A 24,193-nucleotide genomic window follows, 5' to 3' on the forward strand; every position below is an offset into this window, starting at 1 on the left:
TTCCCCGCCCGCCTTGCCCCCGGAGTCTTTCATGACGGCCCCAGCCGAGCTCTCGCCTACCCTTCAACTGGCCTGCGACTTGATCCGTCGCCCTTCGGTCACCCCTGTCGATGCCGATTGCCAGGCCCAGATGATGAATCGCCTGGGTGCTGTCGGCTTCCAGCTGGAGCCGATGCGCATCGAAGACGTCGACAACTTCTGGGCGACCCACGGCACCGAGGACGGCCCGGTGCTGTGCTTCGCCGGCCATACCGACGTGGTGCCCACCGGCCCCGTGCAGGCCTGGCAGCATGAGCCCTTCGAGGCATTGATCGATGCCGACGGCATGCTTTGTGGTCGTGGCGCCGCGGACATGAAAGGCAGCCTGGCATCCATGGTGGTGGCCAGCGAGCGCTTCGTGCGCGACTACCCGAACCACCGTGGCAAGGTGGCCTTCCTGATCACCAGCGACGAAGAGGGCCCGGCCCACCATGGTACCAAGGCCGTGGTCGAACGCCTGCGGGCGCGCAACGAGCGCCTGGACTGGTGCATCGTCGGCGAACCGTCCAGCACCACCCTGCTGGGCGATGTGGTCAAGAACGGCCGCCGTGGCTCGCTCGGCGCCAAGCTTACCGTGCGCGGCAAGCAGGGCCACGTGGCCTACCCGCACCTGGCGCGCAACCCCATCCACCTGGCCGCCCCGGCCTTGGCGGAACTGGCCGCCGAGCATTGGGACGAAGGCAACGCATTCTTCCCGCCGACCAGCTTCCAGATCTCCAACCTCAATTCCGGCACCGGCGCGACCAACGTGGTCCCGGGCGAGCTGGTCGCGGTGTTCAACTTCCGTTTCTCCACCGAATCCACGGTCGAGGGCCTGCAGGCCCGCGTGGCGGCGATCCTCGACAAGCACCAGTTGGACTGGACCATTGACTGGGCGTTGTCCGGCCTGCCGTTCCTGACCGAACCTGGCGAGTTGCTCGACGCCGTGTCCGCCGGTATCAAGGCCGTCACTGGCCGCGACACCCAACCGTCCACCAGCGGTGGTACCTCCGATGGCCGCTTCATCGCCACCCTGGGCACCCAGGTGGTGGAACTCGGCCCAGTCAACGCCACCATCCACCAGGTCGACGAACGTATCCTGGCCAGCGACCTGGAGTTACTGACCGAGATCTACTACCAGACCCTGGTACGGTTGCTCGCCTGATGCTCGCCTGCCCTCTCTGCCAGGCCGCCCTGACGCGCCTGGACAACGGCGTGGTATGCCCCGCCGGGCACCGCTTCGACCGGGCCCGCCAGGGCTACCTGAACCTGTTGCCGGTGCAGCACAAGAACAGCCGCGACCCCGGCGACAACCAGGCCATGGTCCAGGCGCGCCGTGATTTCCTCGACGCCGGCCACTACGCCCCGGTGGCTCGGCGCCTGGCCGAACTTGCCGCCGAGCGCCAGCCCGGCGCCTGGCTGGACATCGGCTGCGGCGAGGGCTATTACACCGCGCAGCTGGCCCAGGCCCTGCCCGCCGCCGATGGCTACGCCCTGGATATCTCCCGCGAGGCGGTCAAGCGCGCCTGTCGGCGCGCGCCCCAGGTAACCTGGATGGTCGCGAGCATGGCCCGGGTGCCCTTGCTCGACGCCAGCTGCCAGTTCATCGCCAGTGTGTTCAGCCCGCTGGACTGGCACGAGGCCAAGCGCCTGCTCAGCCCCGGTGGCGGCCTGATGCGGGTCGGGCCGACCAGCGGCCACCTGATGGAACTGCGCGAGGTGCTCTACGATGAAGTACGCCCCTACGCCGATGACAAGCACCTGGCCCTGGTCCCGGAGGGCATGTACCACGCCCATGGCGAAGTGCTGGAGTTTCGCCTGAGCCTGGCCGAGCCTCAGGCACGCGCCGACCTGCTGGCGATGACCCCGCATGGTTGGCGCGCCAGCGCCGAGAAGCGCGCGCGGGTGATCGACCAGCCCGAACCGTTCGAAGTCACGGTTTCCATGCGTTATGACTATTTCGTGCGCCAAGACTGAGCACACCGGAGCCCTTTATGCGCCAACCCGATATCGAGATCTACCTCAAGGACACCGACGTCGACCACAAGCAGGTGGCCGAGTGGCTCGGCCAGGCCCTGGGCCCTTGCAGCCAATGGCAGCAACGTGGCCAGACCTGGAAATGCACAGCCGGTAACATTCCGGTCACCTGGGTACCCAAGGCTGTGGGGAAATGGAACAGCCTGTTCCTGGAAAGCGACCAGACGCCGTGGGACGACGACATCGCCTGCGCCCGTGCAGCCTATGCCGCACTCGGGGTCGAAGTGCGCTGCGCACCGGGTGGCTGGGCCGAGGAAGATGGCGAAGAAGATGCCGACCGCTGGGTCCGCATCAGCGCCGACGGTGAACAGGAAATCACCTGGCGCACCAGCTGAAACGCTGGCGGGTAAGCGTCAGGCTGCAAGTTCCACGGTCAACTTGCAGCTTGAAGCTTCAAGCGTGTAGCCAGAGGCCTTAGAGGCCGATCACGTCCTCGGCCTGCAAGCCTTTCTGGCCTTGCACGAGGGCGTATTCAACCCGCTGTCCCTCGACCAGGGTACGATGCCCCTCACCGCGGATAGCCCGATAGTGGACGAACACATCCGCACCACCCTCGCGCTGAATGAAGCCATAACCCTTGGCATCGTTGAACCACTTTACATTCCCAGTCTCACGAGACGACATCTGAACTACTCCGGATTTTTATTTTGAAGATCGCCTTGCAAGCACGGGGTCACCTCCCCGTGCTGACGCAGCTCGCTGAAATATCTTGCAAGCTGCGGACCGAGTATATGACAGCGAACAAAAAAATTTCATGACTGGAACGAGTTTTGGCGAATTTTGCCGAACTTGCACAGATACGGCAGACTAACTGCCCGGATATTCTCAAAACATTTCACCCAGGGCACACACCCCATGACCCGTTCCCCCCTGCGCCGGCTGATTTTCGGCGCCCTGCGTCGCCTGTTGTACCTGTGGGTGCGCTCCGAAACCATCAACCAGTCATCCCTGACGCTCAAGCTCGACCGCAGCCGCCCAGTGTTCTACGCCCTGCCCTCGCCCTCGCTGACCGACCTGGCCGTGGTCGACCGCGAATGCACCAAGGCCGGGCTGCCGCGCCCGGTGCTGCCGGTTGCCGTGGGCCCGCTGCAGGAACCAGCTGCGTTCTTCTACCTGACGCCCGACCCGGACTGGCTCGGCCGCCATGACAAGCGCGGCGCGCCGCCCACCCTGGAGCGCCTGGTGGCCGCGGTCAGCCAGCATGCCGAGGAAGATGCGCAGATCATCCCGGTCAGCGTGTTCTGGGGCCAGTCGCCGGCCAGCGAGTCCAGCCCGTGGAAGCTGTTGTTCGCCGACAGCTGGGCCGTCACCGGTCGCCTGCGCCGGTTGCTGACGATCATGATCCTGGGCCGCAAGACCCGCGTGCAGTTCTCCGCGCCCATCCACCTGCGCGAGCTGGTGCAGCACAACAAAGGCCACGAGCGCACCGTGCGCATGGCCCAGCGCATCATGCGCGTGCACTTTCGCAACCTGAAGACCGCGGTCATCGGCCCGGACATCTCCCACCGGCGCAACCTGGTCAAGGGGCTGGTCCATGACCCGCTGGTGCGCCAGGCGATCAGCGACGAAGCCGAGCGCGAGAAGATCCCCTATGCCAAGGCCGAAGCCCAGGCGCTGCGCTACGGCAACGAGATCGCTTCGGACTACACCTACACGGCGATCCGCTTCCTCGAGGTGGTGCTGAGCTGGTTCTGGAACAAGATCTACGACGGTATCAAGGTCAACCATATCGAGCAGGTCCAAGGCATCGCGCCAGGCCACGAAGTGATCTACGTGCCTTGCCACCGCAGCCATATCGACTACCTGTTGTTGTCGTACCTGCTGTTCCGCAACGGCCTCACCCCACCTCACATCGCGGCGGGCATCAATCTCAACATGCCGGTCATCGGCGGCCTGCTGCGCCGTGGCGGTGCGTTCTTCATGCGCCGCACGTTCAAGGGCAACCCCCTGTACACGGCGGTGTTCAATGAATACCTGCATACCTTGTTCACCAAGGGCTTCCCTGTCGAGTACTTCGTCGAGGGCGGCCGTTCGCGCACCGGCCGCATGCTGCAGCCACGCACCGGCATGCTCGCCATCACCCTGCGCAGCTTCCTGCGTTCCTCGCGCACACCGATCGTCTTCGTGCCGGTGTATATCGGCTACGAACGCGTGCTGGAGGGCCGTACCTACCTGGGCGAGCTGCGCGGGGCGAGCAAAAAGAAGGAGTCGATCTTCGACATCTTCAAGGTGGTCGGCGCGCTGAAACAGCGCTTCGGGCAGGTCTACGTGAACTTCGGCGAGCCGATCCGCCTGGCCGGGTTCCTCGACGAGCAGCAGCCCGGCTGGCGCGAACAGGCGCTCGGCCCACAGTTCCGCCCGGCCTGGCTCAACGAGACCACTACACGCCTGGGCGAGACCGTGGCCCGTCACCTGAACGAAGCCGCGGCGATCAACCCGGTCAACCTGGTGGCCCTGGCGCTGCTCTCCACCAGCCGCCTGGCCCTGGACGACCGCGCCCTGACCCGGGTGCTCGACCTCTACCTGGCGCTGCTGCGCCAAGTGCCCTATTCCCTGCACACCACCCTGCCGGAGGGTGATGGCCCGGCGCTGATCGAGCACGTCAAGGGCATGGGCCTGCTGTCCGAACAGAAGGACGCCCTGGGGCGCATCCTGTACCTGGATGAAGCCAACGCGGTGCTGATGACCTACTATCGCAACAATGTCCTGCACATTTTCGCGCTGCCGGCCCTGTTGGCGAGCTTCTTCCAGAGCAGCTCGCGCATGAGCCGCGACCTGGTCGGACAATATGTCCAGGCGTTGTACCCCTACCTGCAGGCCGAGCTGTTCCTGCGCTGGACACCGGGGCAACTGGAGGGCGTGATCGACCAATGGCTGGCCGCCCTGGTGGAACAGGGCCTGCTGCGCTTCGAGAACGGCGTCTACCTGCGCCCGGCGCCCAGTTCGCGACAGTTCGTCCTGCTGACCCTGCTGGCCCGCGCCATCACCCAGACGCTGCAACGCTTCTACATGGCGACGTCCTTGTTGCTCAACAGCGGCCAGAACACCCTGACTGCCGAGGAGCTGGAGGACCTGTGCGTGATGATGGCCCAGCGCCTGTCGATCCTGCATGGGCTCAATGCCCCGGAATTCTTCGACAAGACGCTGTTCCGCCACTTCATCCAGACCCTGGTTGGCCAGGATGTGCTGCGGCCCGATGCCCAGGGCAAGCTGGGCTATCACGACAAGCTCGCCGAACTGGCCGAGGGCGTGGCCAAGCGGGTGCTGTCGGCCGAGCTGCGCCTGTCGATCCGTCAGGTGGCCTTGCACCGTGACGAACCGGAGGAAATCGTCGGGGTGTAGGATTTCAGCCTGCCAGAGGGCCCCGCAGAGGATTCAGGATGCCAAGGCTGCATCCATCGAATACTTATCGGAGCCCTCACATGACCGATACATCCATGAAGCACCTGGATATCGAAATCGTCTCTACCAGCACCCTGGACCTTCCACCCTCGGCACAGGTTTCGCTCAGCCTCCTGGATACCTCGCTCGCGGATGCGCCAGCCATCGCTGTCGCGCAGCTGCGCTTGCGTTGTGCTGGCGTGATGCCGATCCGCCTTATGCTGAACTACGACAGCCGAAGCCTGAAAGCTGGCCGGCGCTATGTCCTTGGCGCACGCATCGAGCAAGAAGACAAGCTTTGGTACATCAACACCGTGTCGCACCCTGTTGACCCTGACAGCGTTACCGGTCCGCTGCGCGTGTCTGTCGACAGGGTCGCGGAGCCGGCCTGCATGCGTGGCGAACACGGCAGTGGCTTCATCGACCAACAGCCTGACGGCATCCATGGCGGCAACCGTACCAAGTGATCCACCGGGCACACGGCCTCGCGGTTCGTGTGCCATTTCCCTCTGATCCGCAGCCTCGTCATTTCCTAGAGTCCGCCAGACATGCACACGGCACGTTCGCCATCACCCGGCGCATGGCAAGGAGCTCATATGGACCATCGCTTCACGGAAATCTTCGGCACTGTAACCAGCCCCTATCTACCGACACTGGCAGATGGTGCTGCCCGCCTGAGCGTCACACTCAAAACCGAGGCCCAGCCATACGGGGAGTTCATCGCGTCATGGAGCTGCCAGGCCAACGGCTCGCCCATGCCCTTCCAGCTACAAGTCGACAGCAGCTGCCTGGAGACCGAGCAGGCATTAGTACTGGAGGCCAGGTGCTCGACCGCGCCAGGGCAAGCGGGTACGGTGGCCTTCGCGTCGCAGCCCTTCGCAGGGGAGGCTAGCACGCAGGTCGGCCCTCTGGACCTGCTATTGGAACCGATCGACGGCATAGCGCAGGCCACCGCAGAAAAACTGCCGATTCCGCCCGCGATCATTCCGCTGTCCGGCGTTATCCAGATTCCCCCTGAACTCATGCTGGAAGAAGCCTATCTGGACACAACCTTGTTGCTCATCCAGGAAGATGGGTACAGCAACAGAGCGTCGAGCAACATCGCTGAGCATTCCAGGCTCATCCGACAGCCGAATGCACCCTTCACCCTGCTCCTGGATGCCTCCGTCATTCCCCCTGGGTATCGGGTAAAACTGCACATGGGTCTCTTCAGCCTCGATCGACAACAACTACTCGCGGGCAACGTCATCAAGAACCTGGACCTTTCCAATCCAATGGACCTGAGCGAAATCATCCTGCGTAAGCCGCGTCGCTGAATCCTCCGGAAAAATCCGCTAAAGTCCCTGGGGTTGGCCAAAAGCCGACCCCAAGGACATCGGAGATTCCATGAAAAAACTCTTCATGCTGTGTGGCGCATCCCTGCTCGCAGCCTGCTCCAGCAACACCCCCTCGCACCAGGCCAGCCTGGATGGCGAAGTCTTCTACCTGCAGCGCATCGCCCTGCCGCCTGCGGCCACCTTGAGCGTGAGCCTGCAGGATGTATCGCTGATGGACGCCCCGGCAGTGACCTTGGCCAACCAGGCCGGCCCGGTCAAGGGCAACGTCCCGCTGCCCTTCCACCTGAGCTACGACCCCGCCCAGGTCAAACCTGGCCACCGCTATGCCGTCAGCGCACGCATCGAACTGGACGGCAAGCTACTGTTCATCAATACCGAACACCATGGCGTCAAGCTCGACGGCAGCGACCCGCAGCCCGTGCGTATCAAAGTCGACCCGGTGCGCTGACCCGCCCATTTTGCCTATAAGGAAATACCCATGATCCGCACCTCCCTGCGCTTCACCACCCTTTGCGCCGGCCTGCTGCTGTCGGCCAGCGCCCTGGCCCTGTCACTGGGCGACCTCTCCCAGAAAGATGCCAGCGGCGGCCTGAAGGATGCCCTGACCCAGGGCGCCCAAATCGCCGTCAAGCAACTGAGCACGCCTGGCGGGTTCAGCAACAACCCGGATGTGCGCATCGAGTTGCCGGGCAACCTGGGCAAGGCCGCCAAGGCCATGAAGATGTTCGGCAAGGGTGAGCAAGTCGAAGCCCTGGAAGACAGCATGAACAAGGCCGCCGAAGCGGCTGTGCCGCAAGCCCAGGTCATCCTGGTGGACGCGGTGAAGAAGATGACCGTGACCGACGCCAAGGACATCCTCGCAGGCGGCCAGGATTCGGCCACCCAGTACCTGAACAAGAGCAGCCGCGAGGAGATCCGCGCCAAGTTCCTGCCGATCGTCAAGCAAGCCACCGACAAGGTCGGCCTGGCGCAGCAGTACAACAACTTCGCCGGCCAGGCTGTGGCATTGGGCGTGGTCGACGCCAAGAGCGCCAGCATCGAGAACTATGTCACCGAGAAAGCGCTGGACGGCCTGTTCGAGATGATTGCCAAGCAGGAACAGAGCATCCGCCAGAACCCGGCACAAGCGGCTACCAGCCTGGCCAAGAAGGTGTTCGGCGCGCTGTGATCAGCCGTCTACCGACATAAAACCGAGGGCTGCCCATCGCCGGCAAGCCGGCTCCCACAAGTAAAGCGTGAGCTTTGAGGACAGCACCATCCTGTCGGAGCCGGCTTGCCGGCGATGGGCCTGCAGTGCCCCTTCGGTTTTCAGCCTTTCTTCACTCTGAACCATGCCGCATACAACGCCGGCAGGAACAACAGGGTCAGCACCGTCGCCACGATCAACCCACCCATGATCGCCACCGCCATCGGCCCGTAGAACACGCTGCGCGACAGCGGGATCATCGCCAGCACCGCCGCCAGCGCGGTGAGCACGATGGGCCGGAAGCGTCGTACCGTGGCCTCGATGATCGCCTGCCAACGGTCCAGCCCGGCGGCGATATCCTGCTCGATCTGATCGACCAGGATCACCGAGTTGCGCATGATCATCCCCGCCAGGGCGATGGTGCCAAGCATGGCGACGAAGCCGAACGGCTGGCGGAACACCAGCAGGAACAGCGTCACGCCGATCAGCCCCAGGGGGGCGGTGAGGAACACCATCACCGTGCGCGAGAAACTGCGCAGCTGGATCATCAGCAACGTCAGTACCACCACGATGAACAGCGGCATGCCGGCATTCACCGACTTCTGCCCGCGCTCGGAATCCTCCACCGTGCCACCGACCTCCAGCAGGTAACCGTCCGGCAACTGGTCGCGCACCTGCTGCAGGGTCGGCAGGATCTGCTTGACCAGCGTCACCGGCTGCTCCTTGCCGTAGATATCGGCGCGCACGGTCACCGTCGGCAAGCGGTTGCGGTGCCAGATGACGCCTTCCTCGAAGCCGTATTCCAGCGTCGCCACCTGCGACAGGGCCACGCTCTGGCCGTTGTCGGTGGGCAATGCCAGGCTGCCCAGGTTGCCCAGCTCGCGGCGTTCCTGGTCGGTCCCGCGCAGCAGGATCTCGATCAGCTCGTTGTCCTCGCGGTACTGGCTGACAGTGGTGCCGGTGAGCGAGCTTTGCAGGAAGCTCGACAAGTGCGCGGTGCTCACGCCCAGGGCACGAGCGCGGTCCTGGTCGATTTTCAGGAACACGGCCTTGCTCGGCTCCTCCCAGTCCAGGTGCACGTTCACCACATGGGGGTTCTCGCGCACCTTGTCGGCGACTTCACGCGCCAGGGCGCGGACCTTCTCGATATGCTCGCCCGTCACCCGGAACTGCACCGGGTAGCCCACGGGCGGGCCGTTCTCCAGGCGTGTGACCCGCGAGCGCAGTTCGGGGAACTGTTCGTCCAACGTGGCGATCAGCCAACTGCGCAAGGCCTCGCGGTCCTCCAGGCTCTTGGCCAGCACCACGAACTGGGCAAAGCTGGCCGCCGGCAATTGCTGGTCCAGGGGCAGGTAGAAACGCGGCGAGCCGGTGCCGACGTAGGCGACGTAGTTCTCGATGCCGTCCTGCTGCTTGAGCAATGCCTCCAGGCGTTTGACCTGCTCGGCGGTATTGGCCAGCGACGCGCCTTCGGCGAGCTTGAGGTCGACCATCAATTCAGGCCGACCCGACGCCGGGAAGAACTGCTGGGGCACGAAGCGGAACAGCAGCAGGCTGCCGATGAACGCAGCGATGGTCAGCACGATCACCGTCTTGCGCCGTCGCACGCACCATCCCACCACCCGGCGCACCCGCTGGTAGAACGGCGTGCCGTACGGGTCATGGCCTCCCTCGCCATGGCGCGCCGCGTGGCGCTTGGCCAGGTCCGGCAGCAGCCGGTCGCCCAGGTAGGGCACGAATACTACCGCCGCGACCCAGGACGTCAGCAAGGCGATGGTCACCACCTGGAAGATCGAACGGGTGTATTCGCCGGTGCTCGAGGCGGCGGTGGCGATCGGCAGGAAGCCCGCTGCGGTGATCAGGGTACCGGTGAGCATCGGGAACGCCGTGCTCGACCAGGCATAGCTGGCCGCCTTGAGCCGGTCAAAGCCCTGCTCCATCTTGATCGCCATCATCTCGACGGCAATGATCGCATCGTCCACCAGCAACCCCAGGGCCAACACCAATGCGCCCAGGGAGATCTTGTGCAGGCCGATGCCGAAGTAGTGCATGGCGGCGAAGGTCATGGCCAGCACCAGCGGAATGGCCAGGGCCACCACCAAGCCGGTGCGCAGGCCCAGGGAGAAGAAGCTCACCAGCAACACGATCGCCAGGGCCTCGACCAACACCTGAACGAACTCGCCGACCCCGGCCTTCACCGCCGCCGGCTGGTCGGAGACCTTGCGCAGCTCCATGCCGGCGGGCAGGTTGCGGGCCAGGCGGGCGAACTCGCTTTCCAAGGCCTTGCCCAGGACCAGGATGTCGCCCCCCTCCTTCATCGACACCGCAAGACCGATGGCATCTTCCCCCATGAAACGCATGCGCGGCGCAGGCGGATCGTTGAAGCCACGGTGCACGTCGGCCACATCGCCGATGCGGAAGGTGCGCTCACCCACGCGAATCGGGAACTGGCGGATCTGCTCGACCGTATCGAAGCGCCCGCTCACCCGCAGTTGCAGGCGCTCGCTGGGGGTTTCGAAGAAGCCGGCGGTGCTCACCGCATTCTGCTCCTGCAACGCCTGCTGCACGGCCTGCAACGGCACGCCGAGGGTCGCCAGCTTGACGTTGGACAGCTCGATCCAGATTTTTTCGTCCTGCAGGCCGAGCAGTTCCACCTTGCCCACGTCCTTGACCCGCTGCAGCTGGATCTGGATGCGGTCTGCATAATCCTTGAGCACCGCGTAGTCGAAGCCGGCACCGGTCAGGGCATAGATGTTGCCGAAGGTGGTGCCGAATTCGTCGTTGAAGAACGGCCCTTGGATTTCCGGCGGCAGGGTATGGCGGATATCCGCGACCTTCTTGCGGATCTGGTACCAGAGCTCGGGGATGGCTTGCGAATGCATGGAGTCCCGGGCCATGAAGGTGACCTGGGACTCCCCCGGGCGCGAGAACGAAACGATGCGCTCGTACTCGCCGGTTTCCATCAGCTTCTTCTCGATGCGTTCGGTGACCTGCCGGGAGACTTCCTCGGCAGTGGCGCCCGGCCAGAGGGTGCGGATGACCATGGCCTTGAAGGTGAACGGTGGATCCTCGCTCTGCCCTAACTTGGTGTAGGACATGGCGCCAACCGCGGCCAGGAGAATCATCAGGAACAGCACGATCTGCCGGTTGCGCAGGGCCCAGGCGGAAAGATTGAAACCCATCGGGACTTACTCCTTGGCCGCCAGGTCCACATCACGGTTGGTTCGATCCACGGGCCGGACTTGCTGCCCTTCGCGCAATACATGGCCACCGGCGGCCACCACCCAGTCGTCGGCCCGCAGGCCTTCGAGCACCGGCACGCTATCGGCGCCATAGGGCCCCAGACGCACCACGGCGCGCTCCAGCCGGCTGTCCTTGTTGACACGCCAGACATAGGCCTGGCCCTGCTCGGCGGTGACGGCCGACAGCGGCACCGACAGCGGCGCCTGTTCGGCATGGGCGATGAACACCCGCGCGCTCTGGCCCAGCTCTGCCGGTGCGCTGGCCGAGGTGAAGGCAATCCGCGCGGCGAAGGTGCGTGAACGCGGATCGGCCGCCGGAGACAACTCGCGAATACGCCCTTCATAGCGCGCATTGGGGTGCGACCACAGCTCCACGCTGACCGTTTGCCCCACGGCAAAACGGGCGAACTGCTGCTCCGGCAGGCCGATGAGCACTTCACGCTCGCCATCGGCGGCCAAGGTGAAGACTGTTTGCCCGGCGGCCACCACCTGGCCTACCTCGACCTGGCGCTTGGCGATCACGCCAGCCTGGGGAGCGCGCAACACCGCGTATTCAGCCTGGTTGCCGGCCACGTCGAACTCGGCCTTGGCCTGTTTCAGTCGGGCCAGGCCGGCGCGGTAGAGGTTCTCGGCGTTGTCGAACTGGGAACGGCTGACCATCTGCTTCTCTAGCAGCTTCTGATAGCGGTCGCGCTCGGTCCGCACCAGGGCCAGGTTGGCCTGGGCGGCGGCAAGCTGGGCGCGGTTGGCCTCCAGTTGCAGGCGCACATCCTGAGGGTCGAGTTCTGCCAGGGGCTGGTCCGCCTTGACCCGCTGCCCTTCCTCCACCAGGCGCTTGGTGACCTTGCCGCCGATCCGGAAGGCCAGCTCCGGTTCGAAGCGGGCCCGCACCTCGCCTGGGTAGCTGTCGGCCGACGCACCGGCCGGCTGGGGCTGGACCACCAGCGCCGGACGAGGCGCCGCGGGTGCTGCGGTTTCCTGCCCGCAGGCGGACAGCAGCAGGGCCAAGGCGACAGGCAGAACGATGGGCAAGGCATGACGCAACATGATGGAAAATCCTTTCGGGGCAGCGCCTGGAATATTTATACTGGCGAGTATATTAAGTCAGCTGATCGGCCCGGGGAAGCGGGCAGATGCGAGAAAAACGTCCGCCCAGCACACGCCCATCGCCGTCATACCCGGTAAGATGGAGGCCTTTTTCAACCAGATTCGGATCCCCATGTCCCACGACGCACCCATAGGCCCGGGCCGGCCCAAGGACCTGGCCAAACGCGAGGCCATCCTCGAAGCCGCCAAGACGCTGTTCCTCAGCCTTGGCTATGCCAACACCAGCATGGATGCGGTCGCTGCGGCGGCAGGTGTTTCAAAGCTCACGGTCTACAGCCATTTCACCGACAAACAGACGCTGTTCGGCTCGGCGGTCATGGCGACTTGCCAGGCGCAACTGCCGGACCTGATCTTCGAACTCCCCGAGGGGGTACCGCTGGAGCAGGTGCTGCTGAACATCGCTCGCGGTTTCCATGCGTTGATCAGCAGTGACGAGTCGGTGAGATTGAGCCGGTTGATCATTGCCCTGGGGAACCAGGACCCAGGGTTCGGGGAGTACTTCTGGGAAGCAGGGCCGAAACGGGTGCTCGGGGGAATGGAGTCGCTGCTGCGGTGTGTTGCACAGCGAGGGCTTCTGGCGATCGACAACCCGTTGCGGGCGGCGGAGCATTTCTTCTGCCTGGTGAAGGGGGCGCCGGATTATCGGTTGCTGCTGGGGTGTGCACCGGCGTTGGTGGGGGATGAGGCCGAGGCGCATGTGCGAGAGGTGGTCGGGTTGTTCATGCGGGCGTATCGGGTTTAGGCGCTTTTTTGAATGTAGGTATCGAGTAAGTGACACCCTCCTCCCGCTCAGGCACCTTTCCGCCCACGCGACAAAACGCTGGCCCTGCATCCGGCCCCGGCATCGCGCTCGACGGTGTCGAAAAATCATATTGATTGGTTGGCTTTTCTGGCCTAATCGCGGGACAAGCCCGCTCCCACAGGGAGACCGCGCCCTCCTGTAGGAGCGGGCTTGTCCCGCGATTGGCCCAACAGCCCACCGCCAATCCCATTGAATAAACAACGCCAGCCCAGGCGCCACCCAGCACCAAAGCGACCACTCACCCGCCAGGCTTGAGCGCCTTCTTGGGGTAGATGTCATACCGACTCGACTTCCCCTCCAGACTGTGGCTCGGCTTGGGCCCCTCGATCATCGGTGCCTTGCGCGGCCGCTTGACCACCACCCGGTGCGAAGCCAACGTCAGGGCCGCCTCGAGCAATGCCGGCGCATCGAGGTCATCGCCCACCAAAGGCCGAAACACCCGCATTTCCTTCTTCACTAAGGCACTTTTGTCCCGATGCGGGAACATCGGATCGAGGTAGATCACCTGCGGCGCCTCACCCTCCCAGCTGCGCATGCGCTCGATCGCGTTGCCCGTCAGCAAGCGCATGCGCGCCACGATCGCGCCTACCTCCTCATCGCTGCGCGCCCGCGCCAGGCCATCCTCGAGCAAGGCGGCAATCAACGGCTGGCGTTCGATCAAGGTCATCTGGCAGCCCAGGCTGGCCAGGACGAACGCATCCTTGCCCAGCCCCGCCGTGGCATCGAGCACCTGCGGCCGCACGCCCTGGGCGATGCCCACCGCCTTAGCGATCATCTGACCATTGCCGCCGCCATAGAGCCGCCGATGGGCCGCCTGCCCCTCGACGAAATCCACCCGCACCGGCCCCGGTGCCTGTGGCCCCAATTGCTGGATCTGCAATCCCTCGGCCCCTACCTGCACGGTGAAGCCGGCAGCGTCGTCCACCAGCGGCAAGCCCAAGCGCTCGGCCCACGCCACCGCCTGGGCCTGAAATTCGGCCGACAACGCCTCGACCCTGATACCCGCGCCCTGCTCTAGCTCTACCATCCGTTCCCGCACTCGAAAAATTAATGAAATCCCGGCCACCGCCGATACACGCAGTATCCGCTATTCTGCCAGAGCACAACGCGCGCGACTGCCATGTCAGATACTCTTCCCATCGGCTTGACCTACCTGTCGCCTGTCGACCATTTCGGTCGGCAGAACACCCAGGCACTCGGGGGCGTCAGCCACCTGTGGCAGGACTTCTTCGCCCGCACATTGGCCGAACAACAGGCCCCGGAGCCCGACCCGGTCAGCCAGGCCATCGAGCAGCAGGTCGACCAACACAGCGGCGAGCCACTGGGCGGTGCGCATGCTCTGGCGCAGATTCGCCTGCAGCGCGCTTGCGACATCCATGACAGCGAGATCACCCCACCCGAGCCGCTGTTCCTGCCCAAGGCCGAGTTCGAGATGGAGCTGCTGGAAAATGCCCCCGAACCCTTCAGCGCCGCCGAACTCATCGAACAACAACGCCAGCTCGACCTGAACAACAGCTGGTTGCGCCCGGTGGTCATGAGCCAAGGCCAGCCGCTCCCCGAGCCAGGCCCGGCACCTTCGCCGCGCCCACTGTTCCTGCCGATCGCCGAGTTCGAGATGGACCTGCTGGACAACGCCCCCGAACCCTACGATGAGCCCACCCTGGCCCAGCAACAGAACGACCTGGAATTCGACCTCCACTGGGCCCGCCCGGTGGTGTTGAACAACGTGCGCGTACACGCCTGATCAGCGACAGACCTGCCAGAAGCCCATGTCCAGGTGAAAGTGGTTTCGATGGGCCGCGTTGTAGTCCGGCCCCAGCACGGTGCTGAAACTGGCGCACGCCGCCTCATGGACCTGCCGCAGGAACTCGGCTTCCCGCCCCTGCCCCTGCCAGTCCCGCGCCAGCACGATGCGCCGGCCATCCTGGAGGCGAAAGCCGCTGATATCCAGGGCATTGGCCGTGGCATGCTGGCTCAGCCGCCCCTGCTTGCGGTGATAGACATTGCGACAAGCAAAGCTGCCCAGGTGCTCGACCTGCGCCACCGGTTGGCCAAACACCCGCCGTGCCGCCGGTTGCACGCCATGGGTTTCGAACAATGCGTAGGCCACCGCCAGCGGGCACGACGCCAGGAAACTGCTGCCCAGCCGCGCCTGGCCACCTTCGATGCGCCAGACGTTCCGCAACGGGCATGCTGCCGTCGACGGGCTGTCGGCCTGCGCCCGGTAGCGCAGGGATGAGGTCTGCAAGGCCTGGCGGCACAGACCTGCGTCGGTGCGCAGGCGCGACAGCTTGTACGGCGTGAGCAGGTTCGGTGGCTGGCGTACATCCAGCACCGCCCAGGGGTTCCAGGCCGACGGCGGTCGCCAGCCCAGTTGCCAGGCAAAGCCCGCCAGCATCAGCAGGCCGACGGCCAGCACCGACAACAGGCGCATTCAGCGCCGGAACAGGTCGTTGAGGTCGGCGAACGGCATGGCCTGTTCGCCATAGCCGAACGTGCCCTCGTCACGGATCTCCAGCGCCGCTCGGCGGAACGCGCCCAATGCCGCCCGTGCCAGGGAAGAACCGACGCTGATGCGCTTCACACCCAAATCCTGCAACTGGTTGACGCTCAACGCCACGCCAGCCATCCCCATCAACACATTGACCGGCTTGGGCGCCACGGCCTGCACCACCGCACGGATCTCGTCGACGCTGCGCAAGCCCGGGGCATACAGCACATCGGCACCGGCCTCGGCATAGGCCTGCAGGCGGCGGATGGTGTCATCCAGATCCAGGCGGCCGTGCAGCAGGTTCTCGGCCCGGGCGCAGAGGGTGAAGGGAAATGGCAGTTCACGGGCAGCCTGCACCGCTGCACGGACACGCTCCACCGACAGGCCGAAGTCGTAGATCGGTGCATTTGCCTGGCCGCTGGCATCTTCGATCGAACCGCCCACCAACCCGACCCCGGCAGCCTGCCGGATCGTCTCGGCACAGTCCTGGGGCAAGTCGCCAAAACCGTTTTCCAGGTCGGCCGCTACCGGCAAAGGCGTGGCATCGACGATTGCCCGTGCATTACCGAGCGTCTGCTCGAGGTCCAAGGCCCCTTCTGCATCAGGCCGCCCCAGGCTGAAGGCAAGGCCGGCGCTGGTAGTCGCCAGCGCCTCGAACCCAAGGCTGGCCAGCAACTTCGCAGACCCGGCATCCCACGGGTTGGGAATGACGAACGCGCCATCGCGCTCGTGCAGGGCCTTGAAGGCTTCGGCTCGCAGGGTTTGCACATCCATGGTCATGACCTCCGGCAGCGTGTTGGGGATGGCTCAGAGTAGTCCTAGTTGTTCGACCTCGGGAGCGCGGGGCAATTCCGGCAGCGGGGCAAGCCCAGGCAGGCGTGCCATCAGACGCTGGTGAAAGCGCTGGGCCAGGGCAGCGGCCAGCCGGTTGTCGGCCGTGTGCAAGAAGACATAAGGGCTGCGGCCTTCCTCGATCCAGGTGGCCACCTTGTCTACCCAGGGCGTGAGGAAGGGTTCGTTGGCATCCAGGTGCGGATGCCCGATGAAACGCACCTGGGGATGCTGGCTGAAAGCAGCCGGACGTGGCGGCACCCGTGGTTTCTTGGCCTGGGCGTCCAACACGCTGGGGCCGCGCAGCGTGCAACTGAACAGGGCGCGCGGGTCCAGGCAGATACGCTCGACGCCACGCTCGCGCAGCAGCCGATTGAGCAGGCGCTCTTCCTCGCCACGGGCGAAGAATGCGTCGTTGCGCACCTCGACCGCCACCGGTACGCCGATCTCATCGAGAAAATGGCACAGCTCCCCCAGACGCGTTGGGCCGAACTGCGCAGGCAACTGCAGCCAATATGGCGAAACCCGTGGGCCCAGCGGCGCCAGCAGCCGCGTGAAATCATGCGCCGAGGCCAATTGTTCGCCCAGGTGGCTTGCGTGGCTGACATCGCCCGGAAACTTGGCAGTGAAACGGAAATGCGCCGGCATCACCTGCGCCCAGCGCTCCACCGTGGCGGGTGCGGGGCGGGCATAGAAGGTGGTGTTGCCCTCAACGGCGTTGAACACCTGGCTGTACAGGCCAAGGTATTCGGCAGGACGGGCATCGGCGGGATAGAGGTAGTCGCGCCAGGCGTTGTCACTCCAGGACGGGCAACCAAGAAAATAAGGAAGAGACGATGGATTCATCCATCAAATGTACAGGTCCAGCCCCAGCACTTCCATCTCCCAGTCGGTGAAGCCGGCTGTGGCCAGGTAGCTTGCCAGGGCCGTCGCGGTGCGCCGGTCGCGGGCACGCGGGAAGACCATGTCCTGCTGGCGGGCGGGGAACCCAGCGGCGCGGCGACGGGTTCCCGGGTCCTGCGGCACCTCGACCTCATCGACCAGCTCGGCGTCCTCGATCGCTTCGTCGCGCACCGGTGCCTTACGCGTGGGGCGCTTGATCGGATAGGACTGCGAGGAGAAACCGTCGATACGCATGGACAGGGCACTCAGGATCAATGATGGCAATTTAGCAGCACCAGAGATCCGTCGCTAATGCCCGATTTGTTAACTGGACCACAGTTTGGACAAAAGGTTCGGATTTGGCCTCATCGCCGGATGAACCCATTCGCTAGAACGCCGCATTTTCCGGTGAGCCATAACCCAGCCCTTCGGGCTATGCACACAGAACTGAATTCACCGCGATGGCAGGGTCGGCCGAATCAAGGGCGCCGCTTCTCCAAGGTCTGAACTGTTCAGCGCGCCTTGGGCGTGGCCACGTTGTCGCGCAGGTACACAGGTTGCGCCTGCTCGGCGGCAATGGCCTCACCGCGCCCCCAAGCGAAGGTGGCCAGGCTGAGGATGTCCAAAGCGTTGGGCAACGCCGAAGCGTCGCGCTCGCCCACCGGTACGGCCAGGCGCTCGGCATAGCCCCACCCGGTGCCGGCACCGAACCAGTCACCGCTGGCACCTTCGGGCAACTGCACCTGTTCCGGCGGCAGTACCGCTTCGTGCCCGAGCAGACGCATCTCGCCCTCGCTGGCCTGGTAGCAACCCCAGTACACCTCGTCCATGCGCGCGTCGATGGCCGCGGCCACCTGCTGCACGCCACGCTCGCGCAAGGCTCCCTGGGCCAGCGCCGCCAGGTTGGACACCGGCAGCACCGGGCGCTCCAAGGCAAAGGCCAGCCCCTGCACCACGCCAATGGCGATACGCACACCGGTGAACGCGCCCGGGCCACGGCCAAAGGCAATGGCGTCGATGGCATTGAGCGCCACACCGGAATCGGCCAGCAGTTGCTTGATCATCGGCAGCAACTTCTGCGCGTGCATGCGTGGGATGACCTCGTAGTGGCTGGTCACCTTGCCGTCATGCAGCAAGGCGACGGAACAGGCTTCGGTGGCGGTATCCAGGGCCAGCAACGTGGTCATCGAACGGTATTCCAGGGCAGAGGTAAAAGAGCGGCAGTATAAACGACAACGGCCCGCAAGCGGGCCGTCGTGACGCACGGTGTTGGATCAGCTCAGGGCTGCCAGCACCTTGGCGGTGATCGACTCGACCGAGCCGACACCTTCGATGTGGGCGTACTTCGGCTTGCCATTGTTTGCGGCCGACAGCTTCTGGTAGAAGTCCACCAGCGGCTTGGTCTGGCTGTGGTACACCGACAGGCGGTGGCGTACGGTCTCTTCCTTGTCGTCATCACGCTGGATCAGCGCTTCGCCGGTGACGTCGTCCTTGCCTTCCACTTTCGGCGGGTTGTGCTGGATGTGGTAGGTACGGCCCGACGCCAGGTGTACGCGGCGGCCGGCCATACGACCGACGATCTCTTCGTCGTCCACGGCGATCTCGACCACGGCGTCGATGTCGACACCGGCAGCGACCATGGCTTCAGCCTGGGGAATGGTGCGCGGGAAGCCGTCGAACAGGCAGCCGTTGGCGCAATCCGGCTGGGCGATGCGCTCCTTGACCAGGCTGATGATCAGCTCGTCGGAAACCAGCTGGCCGGCATCCATGACCTTCTTGAGTTCCAGGCCCAGCGGGGTGCCGGCCTTGACGGCAGCACGCAGCATGTCACCGGTGGAGATCTGTGGAATACCGAACTTCTCGGTGATGAACTTTGCCTGAGTACCTTTACCGGCCCCGGGAGCTCCCAGCAGAATTACGCGCATCTTGTGCTCCTCATATTTTTCTATGTAAATCAACGGATTCGGCACACATGGCCAATTCCGAAAAATCGGGTGAGACCGAAAATCGGTCAAAAGGCTGCTCAAGATACACAGCGCCCGGCAACCAGACAAGCGTCCCAAAGTTGCAGGAAATCGCCATGCAGGGGCCTTTGGCGAGCCGGTTGCGCCCAGCGCAACCGGCTTGGCCAGGCCCGACCGAACGGCACATGCCACCCGGCCAAGGCCCCTCCTCTGTCACCTCAGCCGGTGTTGCGAAGGCCTGCGGCGATGCCCGCCACGGTCACCAGCAGGGCCTGCTCCAACGGGCTGTCCAGAGCGGCTTCGCGACTGCGCGAACGGGCCAGCAGCTCGGCCTGCAGGCGGTGCAGCGGGTCCAGGTAGGTGTTGCGCAGGCTGATGAACTCCAGGGTCTCGGGGCTGTGAGCCAGTAGCACCGATTGCCCGGTCAGCCCCAGCACCACCTGGCACGACTGCGACAATAGGTCGCGCAGTTGCGCACCCAATGGCAGCAGTTCCGGTTGCACCAGACGTTCGTCGTAGGCCTTGGCGATTTCCGCATCGGCCTTGGCCAGGACCATCTCCAGCATGTCGATGCGCGTGCGGAAGAAGGGCCATTGCTCGCGCATCTGTGCCAGCAGCTCGCCCTGGCCACGGGCCAGGGCATTGCCCAGCGCCGTTTCCCAGCCCAGCCAGGCCGGCAGCATCAGGCGCGTCTGGGTCCAGCCGAAGATCCACGGAATCGCACGCAGGCTCTCGATGCCGCCGGCACGTCGCTTGGCCGGGCGGCTGCCCAGGGGCAGGCGGCCCAACTCCTGCTCGGGGGTGGATTGGCGGAAGTATTCGACGAAGTCAGGGTTCTCGCGCACCACGTCGCGGTACGCCTTGACACCATCGGCGGCCAGTTGATCCATCAATGCGCGCCACGCTGGCTGCGGGGGCGGCGGTGGCAGCAGGGTGGCCTCGAGCACAGCGGCGAGGTACAGGTTGAGGTTCTGCTCGGCGATACCCGGCAGGCCGAACTTGAAGCGGATCATCTCGCCCTGTTCGGTGGTGCGGAACCGCCCGCCCACCGAGCCGGGCGGCTGCGACAGGATCGCAGCGTGGGCCGGCCCACCCCCTCGGCCGACCGTACCGCCCCGGCCATGGAACAACAGCAGTTCGACCTGGTGCTCGCGGCAGATGCGCACCAGGTTTTCCTGGGCCCGGTACTGGGCCCAGGCGGCTGCCGTGGTACCGGCATCCTTGGCGGAGTCGGAGTAGCCGATCATCACTTCCTGCGGCCCGTGCAGCCCGGCACGGTAGCCCGGCAGGCCGAGCAGACGCTCCATCACCGGCCCGGCGTTGTCCAGGTCGGCCAGGGTCTCGAACAGCGGCACCACCCGCATCGGCCGGGTCAGGCCGGCTTCTTTGAGCAACAGCTGCACCGCCAGCACGTCCGAGGCAGCACCGGCCATGGAGATGACATACGAGCCCAGCGAGGCTGCGGGCGCGACGGCGATCTCGCGGCAGGTGGCGAGTACTTCGGCGGTATCGGCCCCGGGCTGGAAATGCGCAGGCAGCAAAGGTCGCCGATTCTTCAGTTCAGCCAGAAGGAACGCGATGCGCTGCTCTTCGTCCCAGTCGGCGTAGCGCCCCAGGCCCAGGTAATCGGTTATTTCGGTCAGCGCGTCCCGATGCCGGGCCGCGTCCTGGCGTACATCCAGGCGCACCAGGAACAGGCCGAAGGTCACCGCCCGGCGCAGGCAGTCGAGCAACGGGCCGTCGGCGATCACCCCCATGCCGCACTCATGCAGCGACTGGTAGCACAGCTCCAGGGGCTCGATCAGCTCACGGTTGCTGGCCAATACCTCGGCTCCAGGCGCCAGCGTGGTGGTAAGGGCGGCATGGGCCCAGGCGCGCGTGGCGCGCAGGCGATCACGCAATTGCTTGAGCAGCGCACGGTAGGGTTCGGCGCTGTCGCCAACCCGTTCGCGCAGGGTCGCGCTGGCCTGTTGCATGGACAGTTCGGCGGCCAGGTAGTCGATATCGCGCAGGAACAGGTCGGCGGCCATCCAACGCGCCAGCAGCAGTACTTCACGGGTCACCGCCGCGGTCACGTTGGGGTTGCCGTCGCGGTCGCCGCCCATCCAGGAGGCGAAGCGGACCGGTGCCGCCTCCAGCGGCAGGCGTAGGCCGGTAGCTTCGAACAGCGCCGTGTCGACCTTGCGCAGGTGGTTGGGGATCGCCTGCCACAGGGAATGCTCGATCACCGCGAAGCCCCACTTGGCTTCGTCCACAGGCGTCGGCCGGGTGCGGCGGATTTCCTCGGTGTGCCAGGCCTCGGCGATCAACCGGCGCAGGCGCTCGCGAACCTGCTGGCGTTCGGCGAGGGTCAGGTCACGATGGTCCTGCACCGCCAGTTGCCCGGCGATGGCGTCGTATTTCTGGATCAGGGTCCGGCGCGTCACCTCGGTGGGGTGGGCGGTGAGCACCAGCTGGATATCCAGCTTGGCCAACTGCCTGGCCAGGGCATCATCGCTGTGGCCGGCCTGTTTCAGGCGCGCCAGCAACTCCGGCAATACCCGCGCCTCGAAGGGCTCGGGTTGGCCAGCGTCGCGGCGGCGGATCAACTGGTACTGCTCGGCGATATTGGCCAGGTTGAGGAACTGGTTGAACGCCCGCGCCACCGGCAGCAGGTCATCGTCGGCCAGGTCGCCCAACGTCGAGCTCAGCTGCTCGGCGGCGCCACGGCGGTCGGCCTTGGCGCTGTGGCGAATGTCCTCGATCTTCTGCAGGAACGCCTCGCCATGCTGCTGGCGTATGGTCTCCCCCAGCAGCTCCCCCAACAGATGGACATCCTCACGCAAGCGTACATCGATATCGGTCATCGGCCCTCTCTCCGGCGCGGCTCGCCCGCGCTCCCGCTCAGGAAGGGAACAGTACTGGCACAGCCGGCCCGCCATGGCAAGCCGCAACCTGGCAAAGCGACTAAAGTGAAAGGAGTCATCCGTGGCCAGAGGTCGTCATGAAAATCCGCGAGCTTGTCCAACAATGGGAACAGAACGCCAAGGGGCATTTGAGCCCTACCGGCCATGTGCTGCACCTGGACTTGGAGTCCGAAGCGCGCCTGGCTGCCTTGATCGACATGTACCCCAAGCGCACCGCCGAAGAACTGCTCGGTGAGCTGGTCGGCGCAGCCCTCGAAGAGTTGGAGGCCAGCTTTCCCTATGTCCAGGGGCAGCAGGTGATCGCCACCGATGAAGAGGGCGACCCGCTGTACGAAGATATCGGCCCTACCCCGCGTTTCCTGGCGCTTTCCCGCCACCACCTGCATAGCCTCGGCAGCGCCGGCGACGACACCTCCAAGTGAGCCTGGGCGAGCGCCCCCAGGGCGCTCGCACTTGCCCCAGACACTCCCATCAGTGGCGAACAACGCTGACTGAACAGTCAGAAAAACTTGCCCATCGAAGGCAATTTTTTCTGAACTATCTGAAAAACGCCTCAGTCACAGCCAATAGCCATCACGCTAAAACCCTGCACACATGCCGTTGTGCACTGTTCAGCCGAAGTGCGCGCATCTGCCAGGGAAAAGCGATGGACTGCTACGGACATTGTCGTCAACAGGAGTGAACCAATGGAGCTGACCACCATGAAGACCCGCACATCGAATGACTCATCCAAGCCTGGGCGCGGGCTCAAGCTGGCCGCACTGGCCCTGGGCAGCAGCCTGATCCTGGCCGGTTGCGCTGGCAACCCGCCCACCGAGCAGTACGCCGTTACCCAATCCGCGGTCAACTCCGCGGTCAGTGCCGGCGGCACCGAATTCGCCGCAGTGGAAATGAAGGCCGCCCAGGACAAGTTCAAGCAGGCCGAAATCGCCATGCATGACAAGAAGTATGACGAAGCCAAGCGCCTGGCCGAACAGGCCGAGTGGGACGCGCGCGTGGCCGAGCGCAAGGCGCAGGCCGCCAAGGCGCAAAAGGCCGTGCAGGACGCTCGCCAGGGCGTCCAGGACCTGCGTGAGGAAGGCATGCGCAGCGCCGAATGAGCGCAGCCCAGCCTTTTCTTGAGCCTTCGCCACTTTTCAAAGGATGAACACTATGCGTAATCACGTCATGATCCCCGCCCTGCTGGCCCTGAGCGTAGGCCTGGCCGCCTGCTCCCACGACCCGAACCCGAACCTTGAGTCGGCGCGTACCAATTTCTCGGCCCTGCAGAGCGACCCGCAAGCCAGCAAGCTGGCGGCTCTCGAGACCAAGGATGCCCAGGACTGGCTGAACAAGGCCGACAAGGCATTCATGGACCGCGAGGACGACAAGAAGGTCGACCAGTTGGCCTACCTGACCAACCAGCGCGTCGAGGTGGCCAAGCAGACCATCGCCCTGCGCTCGGCCGAGAACGAACTGAAAAACGCCTCCGCCCAGCGCGCCCAGGCCCGCCTGGATGCCCGCGACGCACAGATCCGCAAGCTGCAGGAGAGCCTCAACGCCAAGCAGACCGACCGAGGCACGTTGGTGACCTTCGGCGACGTGCTGTTCGACTTCAACAAGTCCGAGCTCAAGAGCAGCGCCTTCCCCAACATCACCAAGCTCGCCCAGTTCCTCCAGGAGAACCCTGAGCGCAAGGTGATCGTCGAGGGCTATACCGACAGCGTAGGTTCGGCCACCTACAACCAGGCCTTGTCCGAACGCCGCGCCAACAGCGTGCGCATGGCCCTGGTGCGTGCCGGCGTCGACCCGACCCGCATCGTCGCCCAAGGCTACGGCAAGGAATACCCGGTGGCCGACAACAGCAGCAACTCCGGCCGCGCCCAGAACCGCCGCGTGGAGGTGACCATCTCCAACGACAACCAACCGGTGCAACCGCGTTCGGTGAGCCAGGCGCGCTAACGCCTGGGTCTTGAAACACAGGGCTGCTTTGCAGCCCATCGCGGGACAAGCCCGCTCCTACAGGGTTC

General features: G+C 64.9%; 24 protein-coding genes. 13 read left to right on the forward strand and 11 right to left on the reverse strand.

Annotation, left to right across the window (positions count from 1 at the left end; genetic code table 11):
* The first annotated feature begins 31 nt into the window (after positions 1-31).
* The 3 genes from dapE to AC1MHZ_RS04780 are packed head-to-tail and all read left to right on the forward strand — an operon-like array spanning position 32 to position 2,390.
* Positions 32-1,183: a succinyl-diaminopimelate desuccinylase gene (dapE, locus tag AC1MHZ_RS04770; RefSeq protein ID WP_084854334.1), complete on the forward strand. Its 1,152-nt coding sequence runs from the start codon at positions 32-34 to the stop codon at positions 1,181-1,183.
* Entirely contained in the window at positions 1,183-1,995 is an 813-nt protein-coding gene (locus tag AC1MHZ_RS04775; RefSeq protein WP_084854331.1) for a putative RNA methyltransferase, read from the forward strand. The genes dapE and AC1MHZ_RS04775 overlap by 1 nt, the downstream gene beginning before the upstream one ends.
* A 17-nt stretch (positions 1,996-2,012) precedes the next feature.
* Positions 2,013-2,390, forward strand: a complete 378-nt coding sequence (locus AC1MHZ_RS04780) for a hypothetical protein (protein ID WP_084854328.1) — start codon at positions 2,013-2,015, stop codon at positions 2,388-2,390.
* A gap of 79 nt (positions 2,391-2,469) precedes the next feature.
* Here the strand turns inward: AC1MHZ_RS04780 and AC1MHZ_RS04785 are convergent, their stop codons facing one another.
* Positions 2,470-2,679 (reverse strand): cold-shock protein, encoded by a 210-nt coding sequence (locus AC1MHZ_RS04785; protein WP_084854326.1) that lies wholly within the window; start codon positions 2,677-2,679, stop codon positions 2,470-2,472.
* Between the two features lie 231 nt (positions 2,680-2,910).
* On the opposite strand from AC1MHZ_RS04785, the gene plsB reads away from it, so the two are divergent.
* The 5 genes from plsB to AC1MHZ_RS04810 all read left to right on the forward strand — a co-directional run bounded on the left by plsB (position 2,911) and on the right by AC1MHZ_RS04810 (position 7,941).
* Complete coding sequence (plsB, locus tag AC1MHZ_RS04790; protein ID WP_084854324.1) at positions 2,911-5,397, forward strand: glycerol-3-phosphate 1-O-acyltransferase PlsB; 2,487 nt, start codon at positions 2,911-2,913, stop codon at positions 5,395-5,397.
* Positions 5,398-5,477: 80 nt separating this feature from the next.
* Positions 5,478-5,903, forward strand: a complete 426-nt coding sequence (locus AC1MHZ_RS04795) for a YbaY family lipoprotein (RefSeq protein WP_253249301.1) — start codon at positions 5,478-5,480, stop codon at positions 5,901-5,903.
* A gap of 129 nt (positions 5,904-6,032) precedes the next feature.
* On the forward strand, positions 6,033-6,752 hold the full coding sequence (locus tag AC1MHZ_RS04800; protein WP_482966077.1) for a hypothetical protein: 720 nt from the start codon (positions 6,033-6,035) through the stop codon (positions 6,750-6,752).
* A gap of 70 nt (positions 6,753-6,822) precedes the next feature.
* A complete protein-coding gene (locus tag AC1MHZ_RS04805; RefSeq protein ID WP_084854318.1) occupies positions 6,823-7,221 on the forward strand; it encodes a YbaY family lipoprotein in 399 nt (132 codons plus the stop codon).
* A 30-nt stretch (positions 7,222-7,251) separates the two neighbouring features.
* The gene (locus AC1MHZ_RS04810; protein WP_196146904.1) at positions 7,252-7,941 is read left to right on the forward strand and encodes a DUF4197 domain-containing protein; all 690 of its coding nucleotides are present in this window, start codon (positions 7,252-7,254) and stop codon (positions 7,939-7,941) included.
* Positions 7,942-8,081: 140 nt separating this feature from the next.
* Here AC1MHZ_RS04810 and AC1MHZ_RS04815 read toward each other — a convergent pair whose 3' ends face one another.
* Together AC1MHZ_RS04815 and AC1MHZ_RS04820 are read right to left on the reverse strand one after the other, a co-directional pair.
* Positions 8,082-11,141, reverse strand: a complete 3,060-nt coding sequence (locus AC1MHZ_RS04815) for an efflux RND transporter permease subunit (RefSeq protein WP_482966078.1) — start codon at positions 11,139-11,141, stop codon at positions 8,082-8,084.
* Positions 11,142-11,147: 6 nt separating this feature from the next.
* On the reverse strand, positions 11,148-12,248 hold the full coding sequence (locus AC1MHZ_RS04820) for an efflux RND transporter periplasmic adaptor subunit (RefSeq protein WP_324814538.1): 1,101 nt from the start codon (positions 12,246-12,248) through the stop codon (positions 11,148-11,150).
* A 172-nt stretch (positions 12,249-12,420) separates the two neighbouring features.
* On the opposite strand from AC1MHZ_RS04820, the gene AC1MHZ_RS04825 reads away from it, so the two are divergent.
* Positions 12,421-13,050, forward strand: coding sequence for a TetR/AcrR family transcriptional regulator (locus tag AC1MHZ_RS04825; protein WP_172402940.1), 630 nt, complete (start codon positions 12,421-12,423; stop codon positions 13,048-13,050).
* 298 nt (positions 13,051-13,348) lie between these two features.
* On the opposite strand, the gene AC1MHZ_RS04830 is transcribed toward AC1MHZ_RS04825, so the two are convergent.
* Positions 13,349-14,137, reverse strand: coding sequence for a class I SAM-dependent methyltransferase (locus AC1MHZ_RS04830; protein WP_482966079.1), 789 nt, complete (start codon positions 14,135-14,137; stop codon positions 13,349-13,351).
* A gap of 93 nt (positions 14,138-14,230) precedes the next feature.
* Between AC1MHZ_RS04830 and AC1MHZ_RS04835 the strand changes: the two genes are divergently transcribed.
* Positions 14,231-14,854 (forward strand): energy transducer TonB, encoded by a 624-nt coding sequence (locus tag AC1MHZ_RS04835; protein WP_482966080.1) that lies wholly within the window; start codon positions 14,231-14,233, stop codon positions 14,852-14,854.
* Here the strand turns inward: AC1MHZ_RS04835 and AC1MHZ_RS04840 are convergent, their stop codons facing one another.
* From AC1MHZ_RS04840 to ppc, 7 genes are all read right to left on the reverse strand, one after another.
* Positions 14,855-15,544: an extensin-like domain-containing protein gene (locus AC1MHZ_RS04840; protein WP_482966081.1), complete on the reverse strand. Its 690-nt coding sequence runs from the start codon at positions 15,542-15,544 to the stop codon at positions 14,855-14,857.
* Entirely contained in the window at positions 15,545-16,375 is an 831-nt protein-coding gene (locus AC1MHZ_RS04845) for an isocitrate lyase/PEP mutase family protein (RefSeq protein ID WP_084856847.1), read from the reverse strand. It abuts the gene before it with no gap.
* Between the two features lie 33 nt (positions 16,376-16,408).
* Entirely contained in the window at positions 16,409-17,278 is an 870-nt protein-coding gene (locus AC1MHZ_RS04850; RefSeq protein ID WP_482966082.1) for a DUF72 domain-containing protein, read from the reverse strand.
* A gap of 3 nt (positions 17,279-17,281) precedes the next feature.
* Positions 17,282-17,569, reverse strand: coding sequence for a hypothetical protein (locus tag AC1MHZ_RS04855; protein ID WP_465002258.1), 288 nt, complete (start codon positions 17,567-17,569; stop codon positions 17,282-17,284).
* 257 nt (positions 17,570-17,826) lie between these two features.
* Positions 17,827-18,501, reverse strand: a complete 675-nt coding sequence (tsaB, locus tag AC1MHZ_RS04860; RefSeq protein WP_482966083.1) for a tRNA (adenosine(37)-N6)-threonylcarbamoyltransferase complex dimerization subunit type 1 TsaB — start codon at positions 18,499-18,501, stop codon at positions 17,827-17,829.
* 87 nt (positions 18,502-18,588) lie between these two features.
* Positions 18,589-19,239 carry an adenylate kinase gene (gene adk / locus AC1MHZ_RS04865; RefSeq protein WP_084856818.1) on the reverse strand — a complete coding sequence of 217 codons (651 nt, stop codon included), beginning with the start codon at positions 19,237-19,239 and terminating at the stop codon, positions 18,589-18,591.
* Positions 19,240-19,496: 257 nt separating this feature from the next.
* On the reverse strand, positions 19,497-22,124 hold the full coding sequence (gene ppc, locus AC1MHZ_RS04870) for a phosphoenolpyruvate carboxylase (RefSeq protein ID WP_482966084.1): 2,628 nt from the start codon (positions 22,122-22,124) through the stop codon (positions 19,497-19,499).
* Positions 22,125-22,261: 137 nt separating this feature from the next.
* Here ppc and AC1MHZ_RS04875 point away from each other — a divergent pair, with 137 nt between their 5' ends.
* The 3 genes from AC1MHZ_RS04875 (at position 22,262) to lptF (ending at position 24,125) form a co-directional block, all read left to right on the forward strand.
* Positions 22,262-22,606, forward strand: coding sequence for a pilin assembly protein (locus AC1MHZ_RS04875; protein ID WP_084856813.1), 345 nt, complete (start codon positions 22,262-22,264; stop codon positions 22,604-22,606).
* 264 nt (positions 22,607-22,870) lie between these two features.
* On the forward strand, positions 22,871-23,284 hold the full coding sequence (locus AC1MHZ_RS04880; RefSeq protein WP_482966085.1) for a DUF4398 domain-containing protein: 414 nt from the start codon (positions 22,871-22,873) through the stop codon (positions 23,282-23,284).
* Between the two features lie 52 nt (positions 23,285-23,336).
* A complete protein-coding gene (gene lptF, locus AC1MHZ_RS04885) occupies positions 23,337-24,125 on the forward strand; it encodes a lipotoxin F family OmpA-related lipoprotein LptF (protein ID WP_084856809.1) in 789 nt (262 codons plus the stop codon).
* Positions 24,126-24,193: the final 68 nt, after the last annotated feature.

This window comes from Pseudomonas sp. FA-1, assembly GCF_056856075.1.